Raw genomic sequence first — 20,373 nt, forward strand, 5'->3', positions numbered from 1 at the left:
GAGGGTTTGGACCACGAAGGCGCGAAGGTTCACGCGCCAGCACGCTAGCAAGCGGTGCGGGAGCTAGGCGTACCGTGAGGTAAGACCGCGAAGCGCGAAGGGTACGGAGGGCGCGAAGGACGCGGAGACGCGGGGAGGGGGAGACGCGGGGACTCAGGGACTCAGAGACTCTGAGACTCCGAAACTCCGAAACTCTGTGCTTCTGCGACACTGCGACCTTGCGTCCCTCTGGCATTTTGACGTAATGACATCTTGACATATTGACATTCCGCCTCGGCGACGCGGAGAAACACGGTCCTTCCGGATCGCCTGCTACTAAAATTGCCTTATTAGTTAGTGCGAGATATAATAAGCGAAGCTAACTAATTATAGCTTCAAGGCTATGCGCTTTGAACAAGCAGTGGGAGTGGGTGATGAAGGACACGAAAACGGTGAGCGATTCCGAGTTGCGCCAGCCGGCTATCAATGAGATCATTGGCCTTTTGATGCAATTTTCCTGGAGCGGGCGCAGACAGTTCGGTGAGCACCTGGCAGAACATCGGCTTACACCTCCCCAGTTTTACACCCTGGCCTATCTGATGGGCCCATGCGATGGGGATGACAATGACAAGGGCATTGCCATTCACCTGGTAGCGGAGGGATTGCACAAAGAGCGCGCTACTATGACCGGTATTCTCGACCGCCTGGAGCGGGCCGGTCTGGTGGAGCGCCACCGGAGCCAGGTTGACCGGCGCAAGTGGCTGGTATCACCCACGGATGAGGGCAGGCGCCTGGTGCGGGCAGCAGGAAAGAGCTGGCACCGGAGTCTGGTGCGGTCCTTCGACGACCTCGGCACCTCCGAGCTGGCGGAACTGGAGAGCCTGCTGCGTCGTCTGGTCGAGGCGATGACCCCGGCGGACATGTCGGCGCTGCCGGCTCACGTATTCGCCCATATGATGGACTCGGTGCACCAGGGGTTGGGAGATGACGATGTTTCACGGTAGAGGCGATGCGTCCGGGAAAAACCAGAATGAGCAGCGGGGTAGCGTCAATCGCGACCTGATGCGGGCGCTCGGTTATTTGAAGCAGTACAAGCTGCTGACCTTCGGCGCGTGGGTCAGTTTGCTGGTCGTAACGGCGACGCAGCTCGTAACACCGCGACTCATCCAGGTGATCATCGACGATGGTATCGCCGAAAGCAATCTTCAGATCGTCTTGAGCTTTTCTCTGGCGATTGTAGGCGTGGCTCTCGTGCGCGGCGTCTTTAACTTTGCTCAGGGATATTGGAGTGAAAAGGCCAGCCAGGGTGTGGCCTTTGATCTTCGTAACAACCTGTATGCCAAGCTTCAGAGTCTCAGCTTCAGCTATCACGATCAGGCACAAACGGGCCAGTTGATGACCAGGACAACCAACGACGTTGATTTGGTTCGTCTGTGGACCGGGATGGGATTCGTGCAGTTGCTCAATACAATCCTGATGATTGTCGGTGCTGCTGTCATCCTCTTTTTAACGAATTGGAAACTGGCTCTGTTATCCCTGATCACCATTCCGCTGGTATTGCTTGTGATTTCCTATTTTATCAAGCGGGCAATGCCGATCTTCACCAGGGTGCAGGCCAAGTTGGCCTTTCTAAACACGGTGTTGCAGGAAAACCTGGCTGGCGTACGGGTGGTGAAGGCGTTTGCCAGAGAACCCTATGAGTTGAAGCGCTTCACCGACGCGAACCTGAGTCTTCTGGACGAGAACCTCAAAGGGGCAGCCATCATGTCCCGTTCGTTTCCCCTGGTATTTGCGTTGGCGAATATCTCGACGCTCATTGTGATCTGGGTTGGCGGCATGCAGGTGATTGGTGGCAGTCTGACCCTTGGCGAATTGGTCGCCTTCAATGCTTACCTGACCATGTTGACCTTTCCGGTCCTGATGTTGGGGATGATTATGGGGATGTTGACCCGGGCCGGCGCCAGCGCCCAGCGGGTCTTCGAGATCCTGGATGCCGAGGTCGAGGTCAAGGAAAAAGCGGATGCGGTGGAGATGCCCCCCTTGCAGGGACATGTGGCATTCGAGGGCGTTACCTTTCGCTATTTCGGTTCCGGAGAGGATGTGCTCAAGGGAGTTGATTTTGCGGCGGCACCGGGTCAAATGGTGGCATTGCTCGGCGCTACCGGCGCCGGCAAGAGCAGCGTGATCAACTTGATTCCACGCTTCTACGATGTGACCGACGGCCGGGTGGTGATCGACGATTTCGACGTGCGGGATGTCACGCTGGAAAGCCTTCGGTCCCAGATCGGTATCGTTTTACAGGAGACCAATCTATTCTCCGGTACGATCCGGGAGAACATTGCATTTGGTTGTCCTGATTGCAGTGAGGAAGCCATCGAACAGGCGGCTCAGGCTGCAGCGGCCCATGATTTCATCGCTGAATTCCCCGACGGTTATGATACACGGGTCGGCGAACGTGGCGTCGGCCTGTCGGGTGGTCAACGTCAACGCATCGCCATTGCCCGGGCGTTGCTCATGAATCCCAGGATTCTCATCCTGGATGATTCCACCAGCAGCGTCGATCTGGAGACCGAGGCGAAGATCTCTGCGGCCCTGGATTCCTTGATGCAAGGCGCTGGTTCGACACGGCCGACCTCCTTTGTCATTGCCCAGCGGATCAGCACAGTGCAGAATGCTGATATGATCCTGGTGTTGGACAAAGGGCAGGTCGTGGCCCAGGGAACGCACGAGGAACTGTTGCGGGAAAGCCCCATCTATGCCGAGGTTTACAGCCTGCAGTTTGGCCGGTCCGATGGCCTCATTGCGGAGATACCGGTCGACGGGCATAACGGCAAGACACCGGCGAGGCATAGACCTGATGGAGAACCGGCCGAGGAGGAAACGGAGGTGATGGCATCATGATGGGCGGACCAATGCTCCGGAGGATGGCGGAGACAAAAGAGGAACGTGCTGTTGATGCGGGCCAGGCGGCCCGGCGAATGGCAGGTTATCTGGCGCCCTACCGCAAAGAACTATTCTTTACGATGGTATTGATCGTTATCGCGACCGCGGCTGCTTTGGCCGCACCGTTGTTGATCGGCCTTGCGATCGATAAGTTCATCGCGGAGGGTGACATACTGGGCCTCACCCGTACAATGCTATTGCTGTTTTTCACCTACGTGGTGGCCTATTTTGCCAATGTTGGAAGCTTCTATCGCATGTCGTGGGTGGGCCAGCATACGCTCAACTCATTGAGAGCCGACATTTTCAACCGAATCCAGGGCCTGTCCCTGAAGTTCTTCGATACCCACGATGCCGGTGATCTGATGAGCCGTTTGGTGAACGACACAGATGTCATCAACCAGTTATTCAGCAATGGCCTGAACCGCATTATCGGCGATACGTTGACATTGGCAGGAATCGTTGTTGCCATGCTGCTCTTGGATTGGCGACTTGCCCTGGCCAGCTTCATTGTGCTGCCCGTGATGCTGTTTGCTACCATGTTCTTTGCCCGTCGGGCCCGTTCGGCATATCGCAAGACCCGAGCGCGGATTGGTGATGTCTCAGCAGACTTGCAGGAGAATATCTCCGGGGTGCGGGAAGTTCAGGCATTTGCTCGAGAACAGGCAAACCAGGAACGATTCAGGGAACTAAATGCTGCCAACCGCGATGCCAACGTTGGTGCCCAGGCGATTTCGAGTGCCTTCATGCCTGTGGTGGACGTACTCAGCACGATTGCAACCGCTATTGTGATAGGATTCGGCGGTTTCCTTGTCATTCAGGGGCAGACGACGATCGGCGTCGTAGTGGCATTCATGGCCTACGTCAATCGGTTTTTCATGCCGATTCGTTCCATTAGCCAGCTCACCATGATGCTGCAATCGGGGCTGGCGGGTGCTGAACGCATCTTCGAGCTTCTGGATGAAACGATCGAGGTCCAGGATGCGCCGGATGCCATTGTGTTGCCACCCATCGAGGGTCAGGTGGATTTCCAGAATGTCAGCTTTGGCTACAAAGAGGGCGAAGAAGTTCTTCATGGTATTAGCCTTCAGGCCAGGCCGGGCGAGACGGTTGCCCTGGTTGGCCCAACCGGCGCCGGAAAGAGCAGTATCATCAGCCTGCTGTTGCGATTCTATGATGTCTGGGATGGGTCAGTTGAAATCGACGGGCTCGACGTTCGGGAGGTGGAAAGGGCCTCCATGCGCCAGCAGATGGGAATCGTACTTCAGGACACCTTCTTGTTCAGCGGGACCGTGGCCGACAATATTCGCTACGGGCGTGAGGGTGCGAAAAACGAGGAGGTGGAAGCGGCCGCCGAGTTGGTCAACGCCCATGAATTTATCCGAAGCTTGCCCGATGGTTACCAGACAGAAGTGCAGGAGCGGGGCAGCAACTTCAGTCAGGGCCAGCGGCAACTTATCGCCTTTGCCCGGGCAGTACTGGCCGATCCCCGGATTCTGATATTGGACGAAGCTACCAGCAGCGTTGATACCCGAACGGAGGCGCAGATCCAGCAGGCCCTGGGGCGGCTCCTGGAAGGACGCACCAGCTTCGTGATCGCCCACCGGCTGAGTACGATTCGCAATGCTGACAAAGTGCTGGTGATCGAAGATGGTCAGATCGTCGAGCGGGGTGAGCGGACCGATGAGGCTTCGGCCCACGAGCAATTGATGGAAATGCGCGGTACCTATTACGATCTCTATATGAGCCAGTTTCGTCGGACCGACGAGGATGAGGGAAGGGCCCCATCGGGCCCGCAGCCCACAGGGACGACGGCTGCTTCAGAGGGTGCGCTGAACATTGCTCCGGCGGGCGTCTGAATGCTTTCTGGCAGACGGTTGCATCGATTCGAACCCGCGTGAATTCTGGTCCGGCCCGTCCTACATCCTGATGCCGCCGAAAATGCCGGTTTTCAAGACAGGGGTTTGAAGGTGGCCACACGAGCGGCGATGATGCTGGCAAACTCCTGGTCTCTTTTAGGAATCACTTTAGACGAGCTGTCCTGCCGGCCAGGTCGATGGACTTCCGCCTTCCAGGCGTCCGCGAGAATGACAGCGGGAGTGACGGTTCTGTGGCTTCAGGGGTGCTGAGCTGTTAGCTGATCAGGAAAGAAACGCCTGCCAGATGAAGATGGCAACCATCGCAAGCGCGAGGATGGCCTCCAAAGCGCTTGAGGCGAGATAGCCGAGGATGTATGTTCGGCTGGCTCGCAAGGCCGCCGGCAGGTTCCTTTTGTCGAGAAATTCGATGAATAATGTGCCGACGACGGCGCCAACCATGGTGGCGATGAGCGTGCCGATAATCGGGATCCAACCTCCCAGAAGGATTCCGCCGGCGATGCCACCTCCGATCGCTCCAAGGATCGCTTTCCAACTCACGCCGGAGCGCCGGCTGAGCATTGTAGTCAACGCCAGATCGGTGCCCCACGCCAGCACGGTCAGTATTCCCAGAAATAACAAGATGGGCCAGCCGATGGTGTTAAATCCATCGTTCCAGGCCCATACGAGGATCCCCAACCAGATAAGCAAGGGGCCAGGCAGAATCGGTAGCACCGAGCCTATCAGGCCAAAGAATATCAGCAGATAGGCCAGGAGGGAAATACCATATTCCTGTGGCATGCTTTACCCTGGTTCCAGACTGTTGGTGGCCGGCAGAATCTAGGTGAAGATCTCGGTGTTGGTCAAGCTGTCGGCAATCAGAAGGAACGCTGTGCCAAGACAGATAGTGACCAGGACGTGAAGCAGCGCGCCGATTTCGGTGGGATGTCCCATGATCAACCACCACAGTATCCAGTTGACAAGGAAGCCAAGAATGAGGCTGCCCGCGATGATGGCGATTTGTTTAGTGTTATACTTCATTGAAATTCCTCTCAATGTCGCGTCTTTGTCTCTCAATAAAGGAACATGGGTTTGCCCTGGACGTGAGCCACCTTGGGCTTGTAGGCATCGACGTCGTAGAATTCATCGACATCCACTTGTTTCACGCCCTGCTGCGGCATGTCGGCTGCTACGTGGGAATAGCGGCCCTCGCGAAGGGCGACCATTCTTCCTGTAATGCCCCGCACGGCCAGGTCAACGGCCAGTGCCCCAAAATTGGCAGCCACCAGCCGGTCCAGGGAATCGGGTGATCCCGAGCGCATCATGTAGCCCAGTTGCTGATAAAGGATGTTATGGCCGGTGAGCTGTTTTATCAGTTCAGCCGTGATCTTGCCGATACCGCCCAGCTTGCGATGGCCGTAAGCGTCAGGTTCACCCACCTGGATGGTCTCACCACCAATCATAACGGCGCCTTCTGAGATGGTCAGGATGGCGTAACTGCTGGGGTTGTTCAGCTTGTCGTGAACCAACAGGCCTGAGAGTTTATCGATGTCGAAAGGCACCTCGGAAATAACGGCCCGGTCGGCATGGGCCAAATAGGAGGCAATCAGCGATGTTTCACCTGAATTGCGACCGAATAGCTCGATGACGGCGATCCGTTCGTGGGAGCCAACCGGGGTTCTCAAAGCTGTAATCAGATCGACCGAGCGGGTAACCGCGGTGCTGAAGCCGATGCAGAAATCGGTGCCAAAGACATCGTTGTCCATGGTTTTTGGGATGGAGACGACGGGGAAGCCCTCCTCGAAAACACGGGCACCATAGCCAAGGGTATCGTCGCCACCGATTGGGATCAGGACATCGACAGCCAGATCGTCCAGCGCTTCGAGTACCTTCCAGGTCAGGTCGAAGGTCTCGTCGTTGTTTTCGTAATCGACGCCATCCTGCCTGATGTGCTCAGGCACCAGCCTGGTTTCCACATTGCTGGGCCTGGTACGCGATGAGTGAAGAAAGGTGCCGCCGGTTCGGTCAATAGTGCGGACCACAGCGCGGTCCAGCTCTATCACCCATTTTTTCATGCTCTCGGGATCGGAAGGGTCAACGTTCAGCGGACCTGCCCATCCACGGCGGAAACCGATGACCCGCCAATCGTGATCAAGGGCACGGTCAACCACCTGTTTGATACAGGGGTTGAGACCGGGCACGTCGCCACCCCCTGTGAGGACCGCGAGGGTCTTTTTTCTTGCCATTCAACAACCACCTCGATCGCCTCTGCTGGAGTGCTGCTATTCTACCAGATGGCAAATCAACTGACAAGCCATAATCAGACCCCGGCCAGGGATGACCGGGGTCTTGAGACTATCTGTTATTACCTTTGCGATCGTAGAGCTACGCCGTCACCCAGTTTACTTGGTGTCGTCATCCAGGGCTTCTATGATCTCAGTGACCACGTCGGTTTCTATTACCTCGCCGTCCTTGTCGAGAGTTTCCACGACTACCGTAGTCACTTCGTCGACTGGCGCAACCGCGGCCTCTACCTTGGTATCGAGATCAGCGACCTGGGTCTTGATCTCTTCGGTACTCTCCAACGTGGATGCGATCAGCTTGGACTGGCGCTTCAGTTCGCCCGAGATCTCCAGTGCGGCGGAATCGGGGGCAGGCTCTATGCTGATGTTCTTTGTTGCCGCGAGGATTTCTTGCTGGGTGTCATCCCCGTCGACCAGCAGGTGGAGCACTTTGCCCAAGATGTAGAACTGGAGGAAACCAAAGATGCCGCCCAGTAGAACGGGGATTGCAGCTGCAAAGCCTACGCTTCCGGGCAGTTCCAGATCCCGGGCAAGGCCCCCTAGCCCAAACCAGGTTGCAAAGGCGCCGATTACGCCGAGAATTAGTATGATCCAAGCGGCGACCAGCGCCAGCGTGCCGATGGACCGTAAGGTTGAGTAGCGACTTTTCACTTAGATGACTCCTTTTCGGATCCAGGTTGGTTTACTCTGTCGGGAACCTGACTTTCACGTCAAAGTCCACATTGTTGAGCTGTGGCAGTAACAGGTTGATCAAGCCGACGAGTGGACTATCGGGGTTTACCTGTCCGTAGAGGGTAGCACCCTGGTTCAGCGAAAGGTCGTTCCATGCGATATGGGGCAGGGGCATGCCATTGACCGTCACAAAGACACCGTCATCGTTGCCAAGCATCTGGAGTTCCTCTATGCCGTAGGCTTTGATTGCCGCCAGGGTCTCTTTGGTCAATTCGACCGGAACGCCCAGGCCGGCGTTGATCAGGTCTCGAGTCGTGATACCAGCCAGCATGGGGATCCCGTTCTCATCATAATCGATGTCGACGTGGGTGACCAGTGCTGTCGGACCAGCGTCAGCAGGCACTGGCTCGGGAACTGCGGCGGGATCGCGGAGATTGATCGGTGCATAGCCGTTCATCGGTAGTCGCACTACGACGTTGGCGCCGGTGCGTTCGATGATGGGTACTACCAAGCCGATCAGCTGTGAGAAGGGAACGTTCGCCATTCCGGCAACATCGCCGACGTTGGCCAGGGATTCACCATCCCAGGCCAGGTAGGGCAATGGGTCCCCGTTGACATACAGAAAGATACCGTTGTCAGTGTGAACCAGTTCCACATGCTGGACATTGGTGTGTTTCATCCAGTCCACGTAGTAGGGATTCATAGCCATAGGCGGCATCTGCATCCCAGTTAGCTCGCTCAGTTCATCGATGCCAATGCCTCCGATGCTGAAATTGCCGGCCTCATCGATGTCGACGACCAGTCTCGGAAGAGATAACAGGAACCGTTGTCCCGAATCTGTCATCTCGTCGGCAGTTGTGGGCGTAGCTGTACCGCACGCGCTTAACAACAGAGTGCCGACAATCAAAAGAATTACAACTTTGGAGAATCGCATGGTTTGCACCTCCTGTGTGCAGGCTGGATTGACGCATTCTTCGCGCCAAGTTTGAAATGGTATACCTTGCTATGGGGCTACTGTGGTGAGAGTCCTCACTTCCGGGAGGTACGACCATGACATAGTAAACACGCGAAAACTCAGAAAGTGCCTCGAGTTTATGAAAAAGATCTGGTCGTTCATTCACCTTTTTTAGGCGATGATGATAGGAGAATATCAGGGTGACTCTTGGGGTGAGCCATCTCCACAAGCCATAGCTTCAGAAAACAACCGGGACGAATTTCGAAGACGCCTATTATGTGCACTTAGTAGTATACCTAATGCACGGGCTTTCGTCAAGTTCGAATTGCCGTTTTGGCGCAAATTTAACGTGCACTTTAACTTGCCTCGGGATTCAGGCTTGCTGCCGCCCTGATACCCGACCCCGTGATGATGACAACTCCTCGTTGATGGGGCTTCAACATGCCACGCGCTATCCATTTTTCCAGAGCGGCCGGCGCAGTGGCCGAGGTGGGTTCCATCAGAAATCCGCGCCGCGCCCAGGCGAGAAGGGCATCTTCGATTTCGGCTTCAGTTACAATTTCGAGTTCACCTCCTGTTGTTTTGATCGCTGAGAGGCATTGCTGCCATCGAGTCGGACGCGAAATTGCAATTCCTTCGGCGCCCGTGGGCGTCGGGGTGATTTCAGGCAGGCCACCAGCGCCCGGAGAGTTCCAGGCCTGCCAGAGAGGAGCACACGCTGCAGCCTGCACAGCGATAAGCTGCGGAACGCTGGATGTGATGCCCGCAGCCCGGAGGAACTGAAAACCCTTGTGCAATCCCAGCAGCATGGTGCCATGTCCTACCGGTGTGATCACCCAATCAGGTACGGTCTGGTTCAATTGTTCCCACAGTTCGAACGCGACCGTCTTGGTCCCTTCCAGAAAGAAGGGGTTCCAGACATGACTTGCGTAGAAATCGTTCTCGGCTGCTGCCACGGCTGCCCGGGTTGTCGCAGCACGTGAACCGGGAACCGAAATAACACTGGCGCCATAGAGGTTGATCTGCGCCAGCTTGGATTGTGACGCGGATTCTGGCACAAATATGGTGGCCGCGATGCCTGCAGCCGCCGCGTAGGCAGCGATTGCCGCTCCTGCATTTCCAGACGAATCTTCTACTACAGAGGATACGTTCAATTCGCGGGCCTGGCTAATGAGCACCGTGGCACCTCGATCCTTGAAGGACCCGGTGGGAGAGAAATAGTCGAGTTTGAAACTGATTTGGCAGGGTTTGTCGGCAACGGGAACCAGTGGTGTGACTGTCTCGCCCAGGGTGACTGGTTGCAAATCCCTGGCGAAGGGAAGGGCCTCGCGGTAGCGCCATAGGCCGGGTCGGCGCTCTTGCATATTCACCCAGGGAAACTGGGCATCCATTGCAACGTCGAAGTAGCCACCGCAGGGGCAGCGCCACCTTATTGTGCCCAGTGAGAAGGGCCTTGCACACTGGTAGCAGCGAAAGTGGGCGCGGCCCTGGCGAGTCTGGTCTGGCATGGAGTTGCTTTCCCTGGCATACTGCGGTTAAAATAGACCGATGGTGTATGGTATCATGGTTCTGAAGATTTTAACACTGACCTGATTTCGTTTAAGGAGAAGGCTTTCGGCACACTATGAGAACCGATAGAGTAGTTGAAACATGCCTCTATGTTGACGATCTGGAGCGCGCCTGTCGCTTCTACGTCGAGATTCTTGGGCTTTCTCTGGTGATGAGCGAGAAGGGGCGTCACGTTTTCCTGCGCTGCGGCGAAAGCATGGTATTGCTTTTCAACCCCCATCGAACAGCCATAAGGGATGGAAAGGTACCTACCCACGGTGCCCACGGGCCGGTCCACGTCGCATTTGCCATGGCTCTGGATGAGATTGACTCGTGGCGAACTCGTCTAAGGGATCACGGCGTGGAAATTGAGACTGAAATCGACTGGCCGCAAGGGGGCTATTCCCTCTATTTCCGCGATCCGGCTGGCAATAGTCTGGAATTGACAACGCTTGAGACCTGGGGCCTCAGCACAATGGATCGCTATGCCAGGCGGCTGGAACTTCTCAGTCGGGTGGACAAGGCCAGCCTGTCAGCCAAATCCTCAGAGGAAGTTGGCGCGGAAGCTCTGAAGCGGATTCCCCATCTGATTCCATGCAACCGGGCGGGTATTCTGGCTATAGATGTGCAGCGACGCATGAGTAAAGCGATCGCCCTTTTCCAGCGAGGCAAGGTCGTCGCCGGAAGCGCTGATTGGCGCCCATTGTGGGACTGGTTGCGTATCGAAGATCTTGCTGCTGGCAGTATTCAACTCGAGGAAGACCTGAGAGAAACCTGCTCTCCATCCCTTGCACAGAAACGATTGCTTGAGGAGTTGGTGGACCAGGATGTACTTTCCTATCTGACCGTCCCGCTGATAGTTCAGGGAGAACTGGTCGGGATTCTAAATCTTGGTTCTGAGCAACCTGGCGCTTTCAGTCAGGAGCATCGAATCATCTCCCGGGAGATAGCCGATCGTCTGGCTGTGGCGATGCAGAACTCCCAACTCTTTTCGGAGGTGCTTGCCAGTCGAGAACGGCTGGAGGAGCTCTCCAGGCGCCTTTTGCGGGTGCAGGAGCGTGAGCGTCGCAATCTGGCCAGGGAATTGCATGACGAGGTTGCGCAGACACTGACCGCCCTGGGCATCATCCTCGAGGTGATGAAACCTCACATGGATGAGGTAGGGCTATCGAGGATGACGAATGCTGAGGAACTGGTTGATCAGTTGAGTTCTCAGGTGAGGGAACTCTCGCTCAATCTCCGCCCACCTATGTTGGACGATCTGGGGCTATTGCCAACGCTGCTGTGGTATTTTGATCGTTTCACCGCGCATACAGGAATCGCAGTGGATTTCCGCAACAGTGGATTGGATCGGCGGTTCCGGTCAGAGCTGGAACTGGTTGCCTATCGAATTGTCCAGGAAGCTCTTACGAACGTTGCGCGCCATTCAGGTGTGAAGCAGGTGACGGTGGGCATTTGTTGCGATGAACGCGAGGTGATCCTGGAAGTCAGCGATCGAGGCCGGGGCTTTGATCCGGAGCTAACCGCGGCAAGGGGCGCTACCGGCGGCCTTTCGAGCATGCAGGAACGGGCTGCCCTGGTGGGAGGCGCCATGGAAATCGAGGCAAGGCCCGGGGTTGGAACTACCCTGGCGACTACTCTGCCAGTTGATGGCTGGGACTGGCAGCCCGGGTACCGTTGAATCATGATAAGTGTTGTGCTGATCGAGGACCATGACATCGTTCGCCAGGGAATCGGCATTCTCCTTAGCGGAGAGCCGGACATTGAGGTGGTTGCAGATACCGGGGAACCTGGCGAAGGTCTGGAGCTGGTTGCAGAACTACGCCCTCGGGTGGTGGTGTCTGACCTTAGAATGGCGGAGATTTCCGGACTGGAGATTGCACGACGGGTTCGGGAGTGCTGTCCAGGCACGAATGTCGTGATTCTATCGATGTACACGGAAGCGCCTCACGTAGCCGAGGCGCTTCGGGCGGGTGCTCTGGGTTACGTAGTAAAGGAAGCGGGAATCGCGGAACTTTCTCTGGCAGTCCGGTCGGCCGCGCAGGGACAATCGTATCTGAGTCCCACGTTGGACGTGGAATATGTCGATGCGTATCTGGCGAGCACAGCCGATTTCGATACCAGCGAATACAAGTCGTTGACGCCGCGGGAACGGCAGATTCTGGAGATGGTTGCCCTGGGAAACACCAGCGCAAGCATCGCGGGCCAGTTGACCATCAGCCGGCGTACCGTCGAAGTGCACCGGGCCAACATCAAACGAAAATTGCGGTTGAAGAGCTACGCTGATCTGGTGCGATATGCGGTTGCGCGAGGGTACATTTCCCTTGATGAATGACGTAACCGGCCCCGGTTGCTACGCAAGCTCTTTTTCGTTTGCCGGGCAGAACACCACGTGTTGGTTTCCCAATTGCTTAAGATCGCAGTGAAATAGGGATTGGCTGCCGTTCGTGGCGGTGGTATAATCGCGCCATGTCGAACAAGGTGATGGACCTTGGCGCCCGTGCTGTCAGATCAGTGCGCCAGCCTGGATCCTGGCTGAAACCAGGTCTTATTCTTGTCATATTCCTGATGATAAGCGGATCGCCGCGTCCCCTGGTCACGGTGGGTCCTCCTGAGAGGGTGATCTCTTCTAATCCCAAAATGGGGGTACACACGCGCCTTACCGATGAAGTTGAGGAATGGAAGATCAAGCGCACGCTGGAAATGGCAAGAGAAATGGGCGCCAGCTGGATTATCGAGTATTTCCCGTGGGCCTACGTGGAACCAAACCGGCCGGGAGAGGGGCGGTGGGACCATAGCGACATGGTTATCGAGCACGCGGCGGCGCAGGGTTTGACGGTTGTGGCCCGCCTCGGTTTCGTGCCCGAATGGGCTCGGCCAAAGGAGACTACTCCCTTATTCCTGGATGAAGAACACTATGCCGATTTTGGCAACTACGTATACGATTTCGTGGACCGCTACCAGGACAGGGTAGATTACATAATCATTTGGAACGAACCGAATCTGAGTCTGGAGTGGGGTTACCGGCCGGTAGATCCTGAAGGGTACGTGGAGATGTTGAAGGTAGCTTACGGGCGGGCCAAAGAGGCCGATGCCAATGTCCAGGTCCTGGCAGGAGCGCTGGCTCCAACGCTGGCGCCGCCTGGCAGCGAATGGGGCATGAACGATCTCGATTATCTGCAGGCCACGTACGATGCTGGCGCGGCAGCCTATTTTGATGGCCTGGCAATCCACGCCTACGGCGCAAAATTCCCGCCGGACGAACCCGCCCGGGCGGATGGGATCAATTTCGCCCGCGCCGAGCTGCAGCGGGAAGTCATGGTTCGCAACGGCGATGGCCATAAGCCGGCGCTCATTACAGAAGGGGGCTGGAACGACCACCCCCGATGGACGCGGGCAGTGCGTCCTGGCCAGCGAATCGATTTCACCCTGCGCGCCTACGAGAAGGTGCTGGCAGAGTGGGATTGGAGTCTGGCCTTTGCGCCCTGGGTTTTTCGCTTTCCAGCACCGCTGCGGACCTACCAGGATTATTTTACCTTCGTGACCTCGGATTTCCAACCCAAGGCTATCTATCTGGAGGCCCAGCAGTATGCGGATGGCGGCTGACAGCAGGGTACTTCGCCGCCGGTGGCTGATTCTGGCAGCAGGTATCGCCCTGCTTGTAGCTACCCTGTTGCTGATCTGGCGAGCGACGTCGCAGCCCTCGGACCGTTTCTGGGACAATATCCTGCGCAGCGGGCAGTGGCGAGTGGCCATGGATCCAAGTTTTCCCCCGTTTGAAGACCTGGGCGAAGATGGCCAGCCAGTGGGCTTCGACGTGGATCTGGCGCAGGAAATCGCCGATCGCTGGGGTGTCGAACTGCAGATCGAAGGCGTTGGATTCGACGGCCTTATCGATGTTGTCTGGGCCAGCCGCGTGGATAGTGTGATATCGGCAGTGCCTTATCAACCGTTATTCAGCGAGGATGTGGCATTCTCCCAGCCCTATTTCGAGGCAGGTCTGGTATTGGTCACCAACTTGGAGTCCGTGAATGTTCAATCTGTGGACGATCTGGCGGGGCGGTCGGTCGCGGTGGAGTGGGGCTCAGAGGGCGATGTTCAGGCCCGGGCTTTGCAGCGGCGGTTTCCGGATCTTCAGATTCAGGCGAAAGAAACGCCTGCGGATGCGCTGCGGGCTGTGGCGACGGGAACAGCCCAGGCAGCCCTGGTCGATCATGTCAGTGCTCTGCAATTCCAGGGCCAGGGTGGCCTTGTGACCATAGCGCCCGAGGTTATCGTTTCCGATCCCTATGTGGTCGTGATGCCGCGCAAGGCGCCGCGGTTGCAGCAGGAGATCGGGTTGGTGCTTGAGGAGATGGCAGCCGACGGCACACTGGAGCGGCTGACCGACAGGTGGTTTGTGACGCGGTGATGCGGAGGCGCGGAGGTGCGGAGACACGGAGACGCGGGGACGCGGGGATGCGGGGATGCGGGGACGGTTTGGACCACGAAGGCGCGAAGGGACACGAAGGACACGAAGCGCGAAGGGTGCGAAGGGCACGAAGGACGCGGGGATGCGGGGACGGTTTGGACCACGAAGGCGCGAAGGGACACGAAGGACACGAAGCGCGAAGGGTGCGAAGGGCACGAAGTGAAGTTGCCCTGGTTTGGTGGACACACAGAGAAGGGTGTATCATGACGCTGGAGGGCAGGGAGATGCGGTGACGCGGGGACCCTGAGACTCTGAGACTCCGACTCTCTGACCCTCCGACATTCCGACCTTCTGCCTCTGCGACAGGTTCGTCAGGCGCCTACGAGTCCCACGGTACCCGCAGTTCATACCACGATGATTTTCCCGGTTCGATAACGATCGTATCGCGGTAAGTTTGGCCACCCAGGTTCACTTCAACCTGGTAGGTATTGGCCGGGATGTCGGCCAATAGGAAGTTTTCGCCCCACTCGTCGTCGGGATTGATGAGGGCAGGATCGTCGACGTAGGTGGAAATATAGTAGCGTGGCGTGCTGAATTCGGGTCCCGGATAGAGTAACAATTCGACTTCCGGAAGGTGACGGCCATCGTCGGTCAGAATGCGTCCACCCAGGGCACCGTGCCCCGGCAACGGTTCCAGCCAATATTCGGCGTTGCGCGTGCTGGTGAAATCGTTTTCTCCCACCCGTACCTCGACGTGGACGTGGGGCCCCAGGGCGATTCCAGTCATGCCGATTTCGCCGATCTGTTGACCGCGGGATACCCACTGACCCAGTTCGATGGAGATCGAATTCAGGTGGCCGAACAGGACGTACAGATACTGGTCGCCGTAGTCGCGATCCAGCAGGATGACAATCGTATTGCCGAAGAAGTTGGTGGTGGGACCTACCGCCTGATCGCTGTCCGGTCCGGCGAAGATGACGGTGCCATCAGCCGGGGCAAACAGCGGTGTGCCCAGCGGATTGGCGATATCGACTCCCTGATGGACCAGGTATTTGCCGCCACCGGTGCTGCCGTAGGGATAGAAGGGGCTGGCCCATTGGGTGGTGTCTGGTCCGGTAGGACGACCCAGCCAAAAATGATCCGTTGCCTGCGAAACATCGGGTGTGGGCCAGAAACCGGCTGGTGAGACGGCAGGTCTGGTCGGGCTTTTGGCGGGTTCTGCGGGAGTTTCCGGGCTTGTTTCCCCGGGCGCAGGAAGAGGTGTTTGCGTCGGCGTGGCGGTCGCTGTCGGCCGGGGTGTCGCCGTGTCTGTGGGCATGGGTGTGACTGTCGGTGTTGCCGTGGCAGTTGGCGTTGGCGTGGCGGTAGCGCTTGCCGTTGGTGATGGAGAAGGCGTGGTCGTGGGTGTGAGGGTGGCTGTGGGCGTGGATGTTGTTTCAAGACCAGCGTTGCCGGCACAGCCAGCTACAAAAAGAGTCGCGGCAAGGACAAAAAGCACCGGTCCTGGCCGCAGCTTCGAGAGAGGGCCGATGCTCTGCACGAGATGGTCAACAGTTAACACGATTTATACCTTGTGAGTCAGATTCTTGCATACTGGGCAAAAGTATGGTACTTCGGCTTCGCCCCTCGACACGCCGACACGCCGAAAGGCGGCCCTGCCGGGCAGCTCGGGGCATCGCTCAGCACCGGTTCTGGCTTGTCCAGGTCAGGTGTGACGTGGGTTGATTATAGCTGGGGCATGGGGCAAAATGCAAATCGCAGGTAATAAATGGCAGGTGGCAGATTATGAATGATGGACGGCTGAGGACCATGCAAGAGCAAGGAGTAGGGGCGATGCATTTTGATATCTTCACCCTGTTTCCGGGAATGTTCGACGGCCCTTTTGACGATAGTATCATCAAGAGGGCCCGGGAGTCAGGGATTATCTCGATCGAATTACACAACATTCGGGACTACGCCGAGGGAAAGCATAGCGTCACCGATGACTATCCCTATGGCGGCGGTGGCGGCATGGTCATGAAGCCGGAACCGATTTTCAGGGCCGTGGAGTCTGTTCCAGGCCTGGCTGAAGGTCGTTCTGAAGCTTCTTCTCTTCCTGGGAATGCCGCGAGCGAACGGCCCGCCATTATCCTGCTCTCGCCGCAAGGCCGGCCGTTTGATCAGAGTGTGGCCCTGGAACTGGCCGATCATTCACGGCTGGCATTGGTCTGTGGACGTTACGAGGGTGTCGACGAGCGGGTCCGCCGCTATCTATGTACGGACGAGATATCCATCGGCGACTTTGTGCTATCGGGTGGAGAGATCGCAGCCATGGTGATCGTGGATGCTGTGACGCGGCTGTTGCCCGGGGCATTGGGATCTGAGCATGGTGCCGATCAGGACTCCCATGCCACCGGGCTTTTGGAGCATCCGCATTACACGCGGCCGCCAGATTTCAGGGGTTGGCATGTGCCTGACGTGTTGCTCTCAGGACATCATGGCAATGTGGACCGGTGGCGCCGGCAACAGTCACTCCTGCGGACGTGGCAACGCCGTCCCGATCTGCTTGATACCGCCTGGTTAACCGAGGATGATCTCACATTTTTGGAGGGGCTGGAACGGGAGATGCCGGTGGGTTAGTTGGTGCGATGCATTCCCCGGGGAATGCGTGCCAGGCGGATAGCGCCTACATTTTCACGGTTTTTCTCTCAAATAAAAAGGCGATTCAAGCGGAAAGGAATTTGCCCAGGCAGGTGCTGTGTGCTATACTTTCCCTCTGTAGGTCCACCGCGGCGTGGACCTATTGCCTGCAATGGCATAAAAACCAAAAAATCGTGGGATTTATCCCAATTAGGAAGGTCAAAAATGCAGCATCCTTTGCTTGAGTCTCTGGAGCCAAAGCCCCATCCCGGTATTCCCGAGCTTTCCGTAGGCGATACCGTGCGGGTGCACGCCCGCATTGTTGAAGGTAGTCGAGAACGTATCCAGGTTTTTCAGGGTACGTTGATTCGCATCAAAGGAAAAAAGGCGGCCGGGTCCAGCTTCACAGTTCGCCGCATTGCTTCCCATGGCATCGGGGTCGAACGCACCTTTCTGCTTCACTCTCCTCGTATAGACAAGGTCGAGGTGGTGCGCAAGGCCAAGGTGCGCCGGGCCAAGCTGTACTACCTGCGCGATCGCCGAGGCAAGGCGGCGCGGCTCAAGGAACGGGCGCGGCGTTAAAGCGCTGACCACTGCGGTCAGGAACCTGGCAACTGGCATTGCCATCCGGTTTCGCCAGGATTGCCTCGAAGACAAAGAGAAGCGACGAATCGGCGTAGGGTTTTAGCCCTGCGCCTTGTTTTATCCGGCAGGGTGGAATCGGGATAGGGGCACCTGTCATGGCGGCACAGGGAAAAAGCCAGCGCGATGGACCGACACTTGATTGGGAACGTCGCCTTTGGGCCGAAGGTTTCCGGCGGGTTGCCGGACTGGACGAGGCAGGACGTGGTGCGTTGGCTGGGCCTGTCGTTGCTGCAGCTGTGATTCTGCCTTGTGACCCGAAGGTGGCCAGGCGTCTCGATGGAGTGGCTGACTCGAAAACGTTGACAGCACTTCGGCGGGAGAGGCTCTTTGACGTGGTGATGGCGGAATCTGCCGGCACGGGAGTCGGGATTGTCCCGGCAAGGCAGATCGATGAAGTGGGTATTGCCGTGGCGACCCGCCAGGCAATGGGAATCGCAGTATCCCAGCTTGTGCCATGCCCTGATTACCTGATTATCGACTACGTGCGTCTGCCCCTTCTGTCCACCCGTCAGGAATCCCTTGTGAAGGGAGATGCCCGGGTACTGTCGATTGCGGCTGCTTCGATCCTGGCCAAGGTGACGCGTGACCGTCTGATGATCCAGATGGCCGGTACCTTTAGCGGCTATGGATTTGAGAGACACAAGGGTTATGGTACCCGGCAGCATCTGGATGCGTTGCGTATACAGGGTCCCTGTCCAGAACACCGGCAATCATTTCGACCGGTACGGGGCTTGCAGGCCAGCCTTTTTCCGCAGGTTAGTTCAGCTGATCAGAAAGCGAGGTGAGCAGCGATGAGCCACCAGCGTCGCGATCTCGGAAGGCAGGGAGAGCAACTTGCAGCCGATCTCCTGGCCCGCGAGGGATATGAGATTGTGGCACGAAATTGGCGTCATGGAGCTGCCGGCGAGCTGGATCTGGTTGCCGTTGACGGGTCGTGCCTCGTGTTTGTCGAGGTACGCACCCGGCGGGGAGTCTCCTTTGGAACGCCGGAGGAGTCTGTCACGCCAGAAAAGCAGGCCCGTCTGTTTGCCTTGGCAGAAGCCTACGAGTTCGAGTATCATTGGGAGGGTCCAATGCGAATCGACGTCGTCGGCATTACAATGAGCCAGAATGGACAGGTGCTTCGGATCAATCATCTCAAGGATGTCGTAGTTGCCAGTTGATTTCAGGTCCCCGCCGTTCGGGGTCCGTTTTGCAAATCTCTCGAACTTTTGTTGAGGCCATGAGCCAGGAGGATTACATCCATGCGTAGAAAGTCAGCTGTTTTACCGGTTTTAGCATTTATCGCCATACTGGGCCTGGCGAGCCTTGCCTGTTCCCCGTTCGCCTATCCGCCGCCTGTCACTGATGACTCTGCACCTTCCGGGGTGGCTGCCGTAAAGGTTGCCACCGAAGAACCAACTGAAGAACCAGCAATGGAACCAACTGCCGTGCCGACGGACACGCCGGAACCCACATCAACTGCGACAGAAGTTCCGGCAACCGCAACGGCTGTGCCACCGACCGCGACCAAGGTCGTGAAAAAGGTGGTTCCACCGACGGCTACGCCGAAGCCTCAATGGCCGGCAGAGATTGTGGTGACCGAGGAAGAAGTGGAGGCTCTGGCAGGCGATTCTCCGGTCGAAGGGCTGACATTGGATGGCCTGCAGGTTCGCTTTAACGATGGCACCATGACCCTTACAGTCGATAACATGCGCTATGGCTTTATCGGCGTGAAGAATCTCAAGGTCGTAGCCCAACCCTACGCCAGCAACGGACAGGTCGGCGTCGAGATCGTGGAAATGTCGCCGAGGAGTTTGGTGACGGCGGCGATTCCCGGGCTGCTCGATCAAAATCTTGGCCAGTTGACCGCCGAGTGGTATGTGGAAGACCTTCGGGTTGAACCAGGCGAGCTGGTATTGACCGTCAGGCCACGCTAGGAAAAGGGAGCGCTGCCAGCGCGTCATCTGAAGTCCGGAAACAAATGCAGAATTATCCCCCTTTGATCGCCGTCTTGGGTCCCACTGCTGTGGGCAAGACGGCGATTTCGTTTCAACTCGCGAGTGACTTCGACGGTGAAATCGTCTCAGCCGATAGCCGGCAGATCTACCGCGGCCTCGATATTGGCACAGACAAGATCGAGGCCCTCCGCCGCGATTCGGTGCCCCATCATTTGCTGGACGTCGTTGAACCTGACGCCTTTTTTACCTTAGCGCAATACCAACGAGCGGCTTTCAATGCGATCGACGATATTCATCAACGGGGAGGGATTGCCTTTCTGGTTGGTGGTACCGGGCTTTATGTGCGGGCCGTTCTGGAGGGTCTGGGTATTCCCGAAGCGCCACCCAATGAGACGATTCGAGGTGAGCTATACGATTTCTGGGAGACCCAGGGTGCTCAGGCCCTGCACAAGCGATTGCAGGGGTTGGATCCGGACGCTGCTGCCAAAATCGACCCGCGCAACGT

20 protein-coding genes are annotated in these 20,373 nt (G+C 57.2%); 13 read left to right on the plus strand and 7 right to left on the minus strand.

Going from position 1 to position 20,373, the window contains the following annotated elements:
* Positions 1 to 413: 413 nt before the first annotated feature.
* From U9R25_01735 to U9R25_01745, 3 genes are read left to right on the plus strand one after another with little or no spacing between them, the layout of a single operon-like run.
* Positions 414 to 983 carry a MarR family transcriptional regulator gene (locus U9R25_01735; protein MEA3334601.1) on the plus strand — a complete coding sequence of 190 codons (570 nt, stop codon included), beginning with the start codon at positions 414 to 416 and terminating at the stop codon, positions 981 to 983.
* Positions 970 to 2,880, plus strand: a complete 1,911-nt coding sequence (locus U9R25_01740) for an ABC transporter ATP-binding protein (protein MEA3334602.1) — start codon at positions 970 to 972, stop codon at positions 2,878 to 2,880. Before U9R25_01735 ends, U9R25_01740 begins: the two co-directional genes overlap by 14 nt.
* Positions 2,877 to 4,778: an ABC transporter ATP-binding protein gene (locus U9R25_01745; GenBank protein MEA3334603.1), complete on the plus strand. Its 1,902-nt coding sequence runs from the start codon at positions 2,877 to 2,879 to the stop codon at positions 4,776 to 4,778. The genes U9R25_01740 and U9R25_01745 overlap by 4 nt, the downstream gene beginning before the upstream one ends.
* A gap of 282 nt (positions 4,779 to 5,060) precedes the next feature.
* On the opposite strand, the gene U9R25_01750 is transcribed toward U9R25_01745, so the two are convergent.
* The 6 genes from U9R25_01750 to U9R25_01775 form a co-directional block, all read right to left on the minus strand.
* Complete coding sequence (locus U9R25_01750) at positions 5,061 to 5,576, minus strand: DUF456 domain-containing protein (GenBank protein MEA3334604.1); 516 nt, start codon at positions 5,574 to 5,576, stop codon at positions 5,061 to 5,063.
* A 39-nt stretch (positions 5,577 to 5,615) separates the two neighbouring features.
* Positions 5,616 to 5,816 (minus strand): hypothetical protein, encoded by a 201-nt coding sequence (locus U9R25_01755; GenBank protein ID MEA3334605.1) that lies wholly within the window; start codon positions 5,814 to 5,816, stop codon positions 5,616 to 5,618.
* Positions 5,817 to 5,848: 32 nt separating this feature from the next.
* Entirely contained in the window at positions 5,849 to 7,021 is a 1,173-nt protein-coding gene (locus U9R25_01760) for a 6-phosphofructokinase (GenBank protein ID MEA3334606.1), read from the minus strand.
* 156 nt (positions 7,022 to 7,177) lie between these two features.
* Positions 7,178 to 7,729 (minus strand): hypothetical protein, encoded by a 552-nt coding sequence (locus tag U9R25_01765; protein MEA3334607.1) that lies wholly within the window; start codon positions 7,727 to 7,729, stop codon positions 7,178 to 7,180.
* A gap of 31 nt (positions 7,730 to 7,760) precedes the next feature.
* Complete coding sequence (locus U9R25_01770) at positions 7,761 to 8,684, minus strand: hypothetical protein (protein ID MEA3334608.1); 924 nt, start codon at positions 8,682 to 8,684, stop codon at positions 7,761 to 7,763.
* A 377-nt stretch (positions 8,685 to 9,061) separates the two neighbouring features.
* On the minus strand, positions 9,062 to 10,213 hold the full coding sequence (locus U9R25_01775) for a threonine synthase (GenBank protein ID MEA3334609.1): 1,152 nt from the start codon (positions 10,211 to 10,213) through the stop codon (positions 9,062 to 9,064).
* Between the two features lie 116 nt (positions 10,214 to 10,329).
* On the opposite strand from U9R25_01775, the gene U9R25_01780 reads away from it, so the two are divergent.
* From U9R25_01780 to U9R25_01795, 4 genes are all read left to right on the plus strand, one after another.
* Positions 10,330 to 11,934 carry a VOC family protein gene (locus tag U9R25_01780; protein ID MEA3334610.1) on the plus strand — a complete coding sequence of 535 codons (1,605 nt, stop codon included), beginning with the start codon at positions 10,330 to 10,332 and terminating at the stop codon, positions 11,932 to 11,934.
* 3 nt (positions 11,935 to 11,937) lie between these two features.
* Positions 11,938 to 12,588, plus strand: coding sequence for a response regulator transcription factor (locus tag U9R25_01785; protein ID MEA3334611.1), 651 nt, complete (start codon positions 11,938 to 11,940; stop codon positions 12,586 to 12,588).
* Between the two features lie 134 nt (positions 12,589 to 12,722).
* Positions 12,723 to 13,859, plus strand: a complete 1,137-nt coding sequence (locus tag U9R25_01790) for a hypothetical protein (protein MEA3334612.1) — start codon at positions 12,723 to 12,725, stop codon at positions 13,857 to 13,859.
* Positions 13,849 to 14,664 (plus strand): ABC transporter substrate-binding protein, encoded by an 816-nt coding sequence (locus U9R25_01795; protein MEA3334613.1) that lies wholly within the window; start codon positions 13,849 to 13,851, stop codon positions 14,662 to 14,664. The genes U9R25_01790 and U9R25_01795 overlap by 11 nt, the downstream gene beginning before the upstream one ends.
* 379 nt (positions 14,665 to 15,043) lie before the next feature.
* Here the strand turns inward: U9R25_01795 and U9R25_01800 are convergent, their stop codons facing one another.
* A complete protein-coding gene (locus U9R25_01800) occupies positions 15,044 to 16,225 on the minus strand; it encodes a M23 family metallopeptidase (GenBank protein MEA3334614.1) in 1,182 nt (393 codons plus the stop codon).
* Between the two features lie 272 nt (positions 16,226 to 16,497).
* On the opposite strand from U9R25_01800, the gene trmD reads away from it, so the two are divergent.
* The 6 genes from trmD to miaA form a co-directional block, all read left to right on the plus strand.
* Complete coding sequence (gene trmD / locus U9R25_01805; protein ID MEA3334615.1) at positions 16,498 to 17,283, plus strand: tRNA (guanosine(37)-N1)-methyltransferase TrmD; 786 nt, start codon at positions 16,498 to 16,500, stop codon at positions 17,281 to 17,283.
* A gap of 225 nt (positions 17,284 to 17,508) precedes the next feature.
* Positions 17,509 to 17,865, plus strand: a complete 357-nt coding sequence (gene rplS, locus U9R25_01810; protein ID MEA3334616.1) for a 50S ribosomal protein L19 — start codon at positions 17,509 to 17,511, stop codon at positions 17,863 to 17,865.
* Between the two features lie 158 nt (positions 17,866 to 18,023).
* Positions 18,024 to 18,713, plus strand: coding sequence for a ribonuclease HII (locus tag U9R25_01815; GenBank protein ID MEA3334617.1), 690 nt, complete (start codon positions 18,024 to 18,026; stop codon positions 18,711 to 18,713).
* A 6-nt stretch (positions 18,714 to 18,719) separates the two neighbouring features.
* Entirely contained in the window at positions 18,720 to 19,091 is a 372-nt protein-coding gene (locus U9R25_01820; protein MEA3334618.1) for a YraN family protein, read from the plus strand.
* An 81-nt stretch (positions 19,092 to 19,172) separates the two neighbouring features.
* Positions 19,173 to 19,847 (plus strand): hypothetical protein, encoded by a 675-nt coding sequence (locus tag U9R25_01825; GenBank protein ID MEA3334619.1) that lies wholly within the window; start codon positions 19,173 to 19,175, stop codon positions 19,845 to 19,847.
* 44 nt (positions 19,848 to 19,891) lie between these two features.
* Positions 19,892 to 20,373, plus strand: a 482-nt coding sequence (gene miaA, locus U9R25_01830) for a tRNA (adenosine(37)-N6)-dimethylallyltransferase MiaA (protein ID MEA3334620.1), incomplete at its 3' end; no start/stop codon positions are given.

Source organism: Chloroflexota bacterium, from assembly GCA_034717495.1.
Lineage (GTDB): Bacteria > Chloroflexota > Anaerolineae > JAAEKA01 > JAAEKA01 > JAYELL01.

Bases quoted from the DNA above. Each gene is read 5' to 3' on its own strand.
- U9R25_01735 (MEA3334601.1), top strand. From the start codon at position 414: ATGAAGGACACGAAAACGGTGAGCGATTCCGAGTTGCGCCAGCCGGCT.
- U9R25_01740 (MEA3334602.1), top strand. From the start codon at position 970: ATGTTTCACGGTAGAGGCGATGCGTCCGGGAAAAACCAGAATGAGCAG.
- U9R25_01745 (MEA3334603.1), top strand. From the start codon at position 2,877: ATGATGGGCGGACCAATGCTCCGGAGGATGGCGGAGACAAAAGAGGAA.
- U9R25_01750 (MEA3334604.1), bottom strand. From the start codon at position 5,576: ATGCCACAGGAATATGGTATTTCCCTCCTGGCCTATCTGCTGATATTC.
- U9R25_01755 (MEA3334605.1), bottom strand. From the start codon at position 5,816: ATGAAGTATAACACTAAACAAATCGCCATCATCGCGGGCAGCCTCATT.
- U9R25_01760 (MEA3334606.1), bottom strand. From the start codon at position 7,021: ATGGCAAGAAAAAAGACCCTCGCGGTCCTCACAGGGGGTGGCGACGTG.
- U9R25_01770 (MEA3334608.1), bottom strand. From the start codon at position 8,684: ATGCGATTCTCCAAAGTTGTAATTCTTTTGATTGTCGGCACTCTGTTG.
- U9R25_01775 (MEA3334609.1), bottom strand. From the start codon at position 10,213: ATGCCAGACCAGACTCGCCAGGGCCGCGCCCACTTTCGCTGCTACCAG.
- U9R25_01780 (MEA3334610.1), top strand. From the start codon at position 10,330: ATGAGAACCGATAGAGTAGTTGAAACATGCCTCTATGTTGACGATCTG.
- U9R25_01785 (MEA3334611.1), top strand. From the start codon at position 11,938: ATGATAAGTGTTGTGCTGATCGAGGACCATGACATCGTTCGCCAGGGA.
- U9R25_01790 (MEA3334612.1), top strand. From the start codon at position 12,723: ATGTCGAACAAGGTGATGGACCTTGGCGCCCGTGCTGTCAGATCAGTG.
- U9R25_01795 (MEA3334613.1), top strand. From the start codon at position 13,849: ATGGCGGCTGACAGCAGGGTACTTCGCCGCCGGTGGCTGATTCTGGCA.
- trmD (MEA3334615.1), top strand. From the start codon at position 16,498: ATGCATTTTGATATCTTCACCCTGTTTCCGGGAATGTTCGACGGCCCT.
- rplS (MEA3334616.1), top strand. From the start codon at position 17,509: ATGCAGCATCCTTTGCTTGAGTCTCTGGAGCCAAAGCCCCATCCCGGT.
- U9R25_01815 (MEA3334617.1), top strand. From the start codon at position 18,024: ATGGCGGCACAGGGAAAAAGCCAGCGCGATGGACCGACACTTGATTGG.
- U9R25_01820 (MEA3334618.1), top strand. From the start codon at position 18,720: ATGAGCCACCAGCGTCGCGATCTCGGAAGGCAGGGAGAGCAACTTGCA.
- U9R25_01825 (MEA3334619.1), top strand. From the start codon at position 19,173: ATGCGTAGAAAGTCAGCTGTTTTACCGGTTTTAGCATTTATCGCCATA.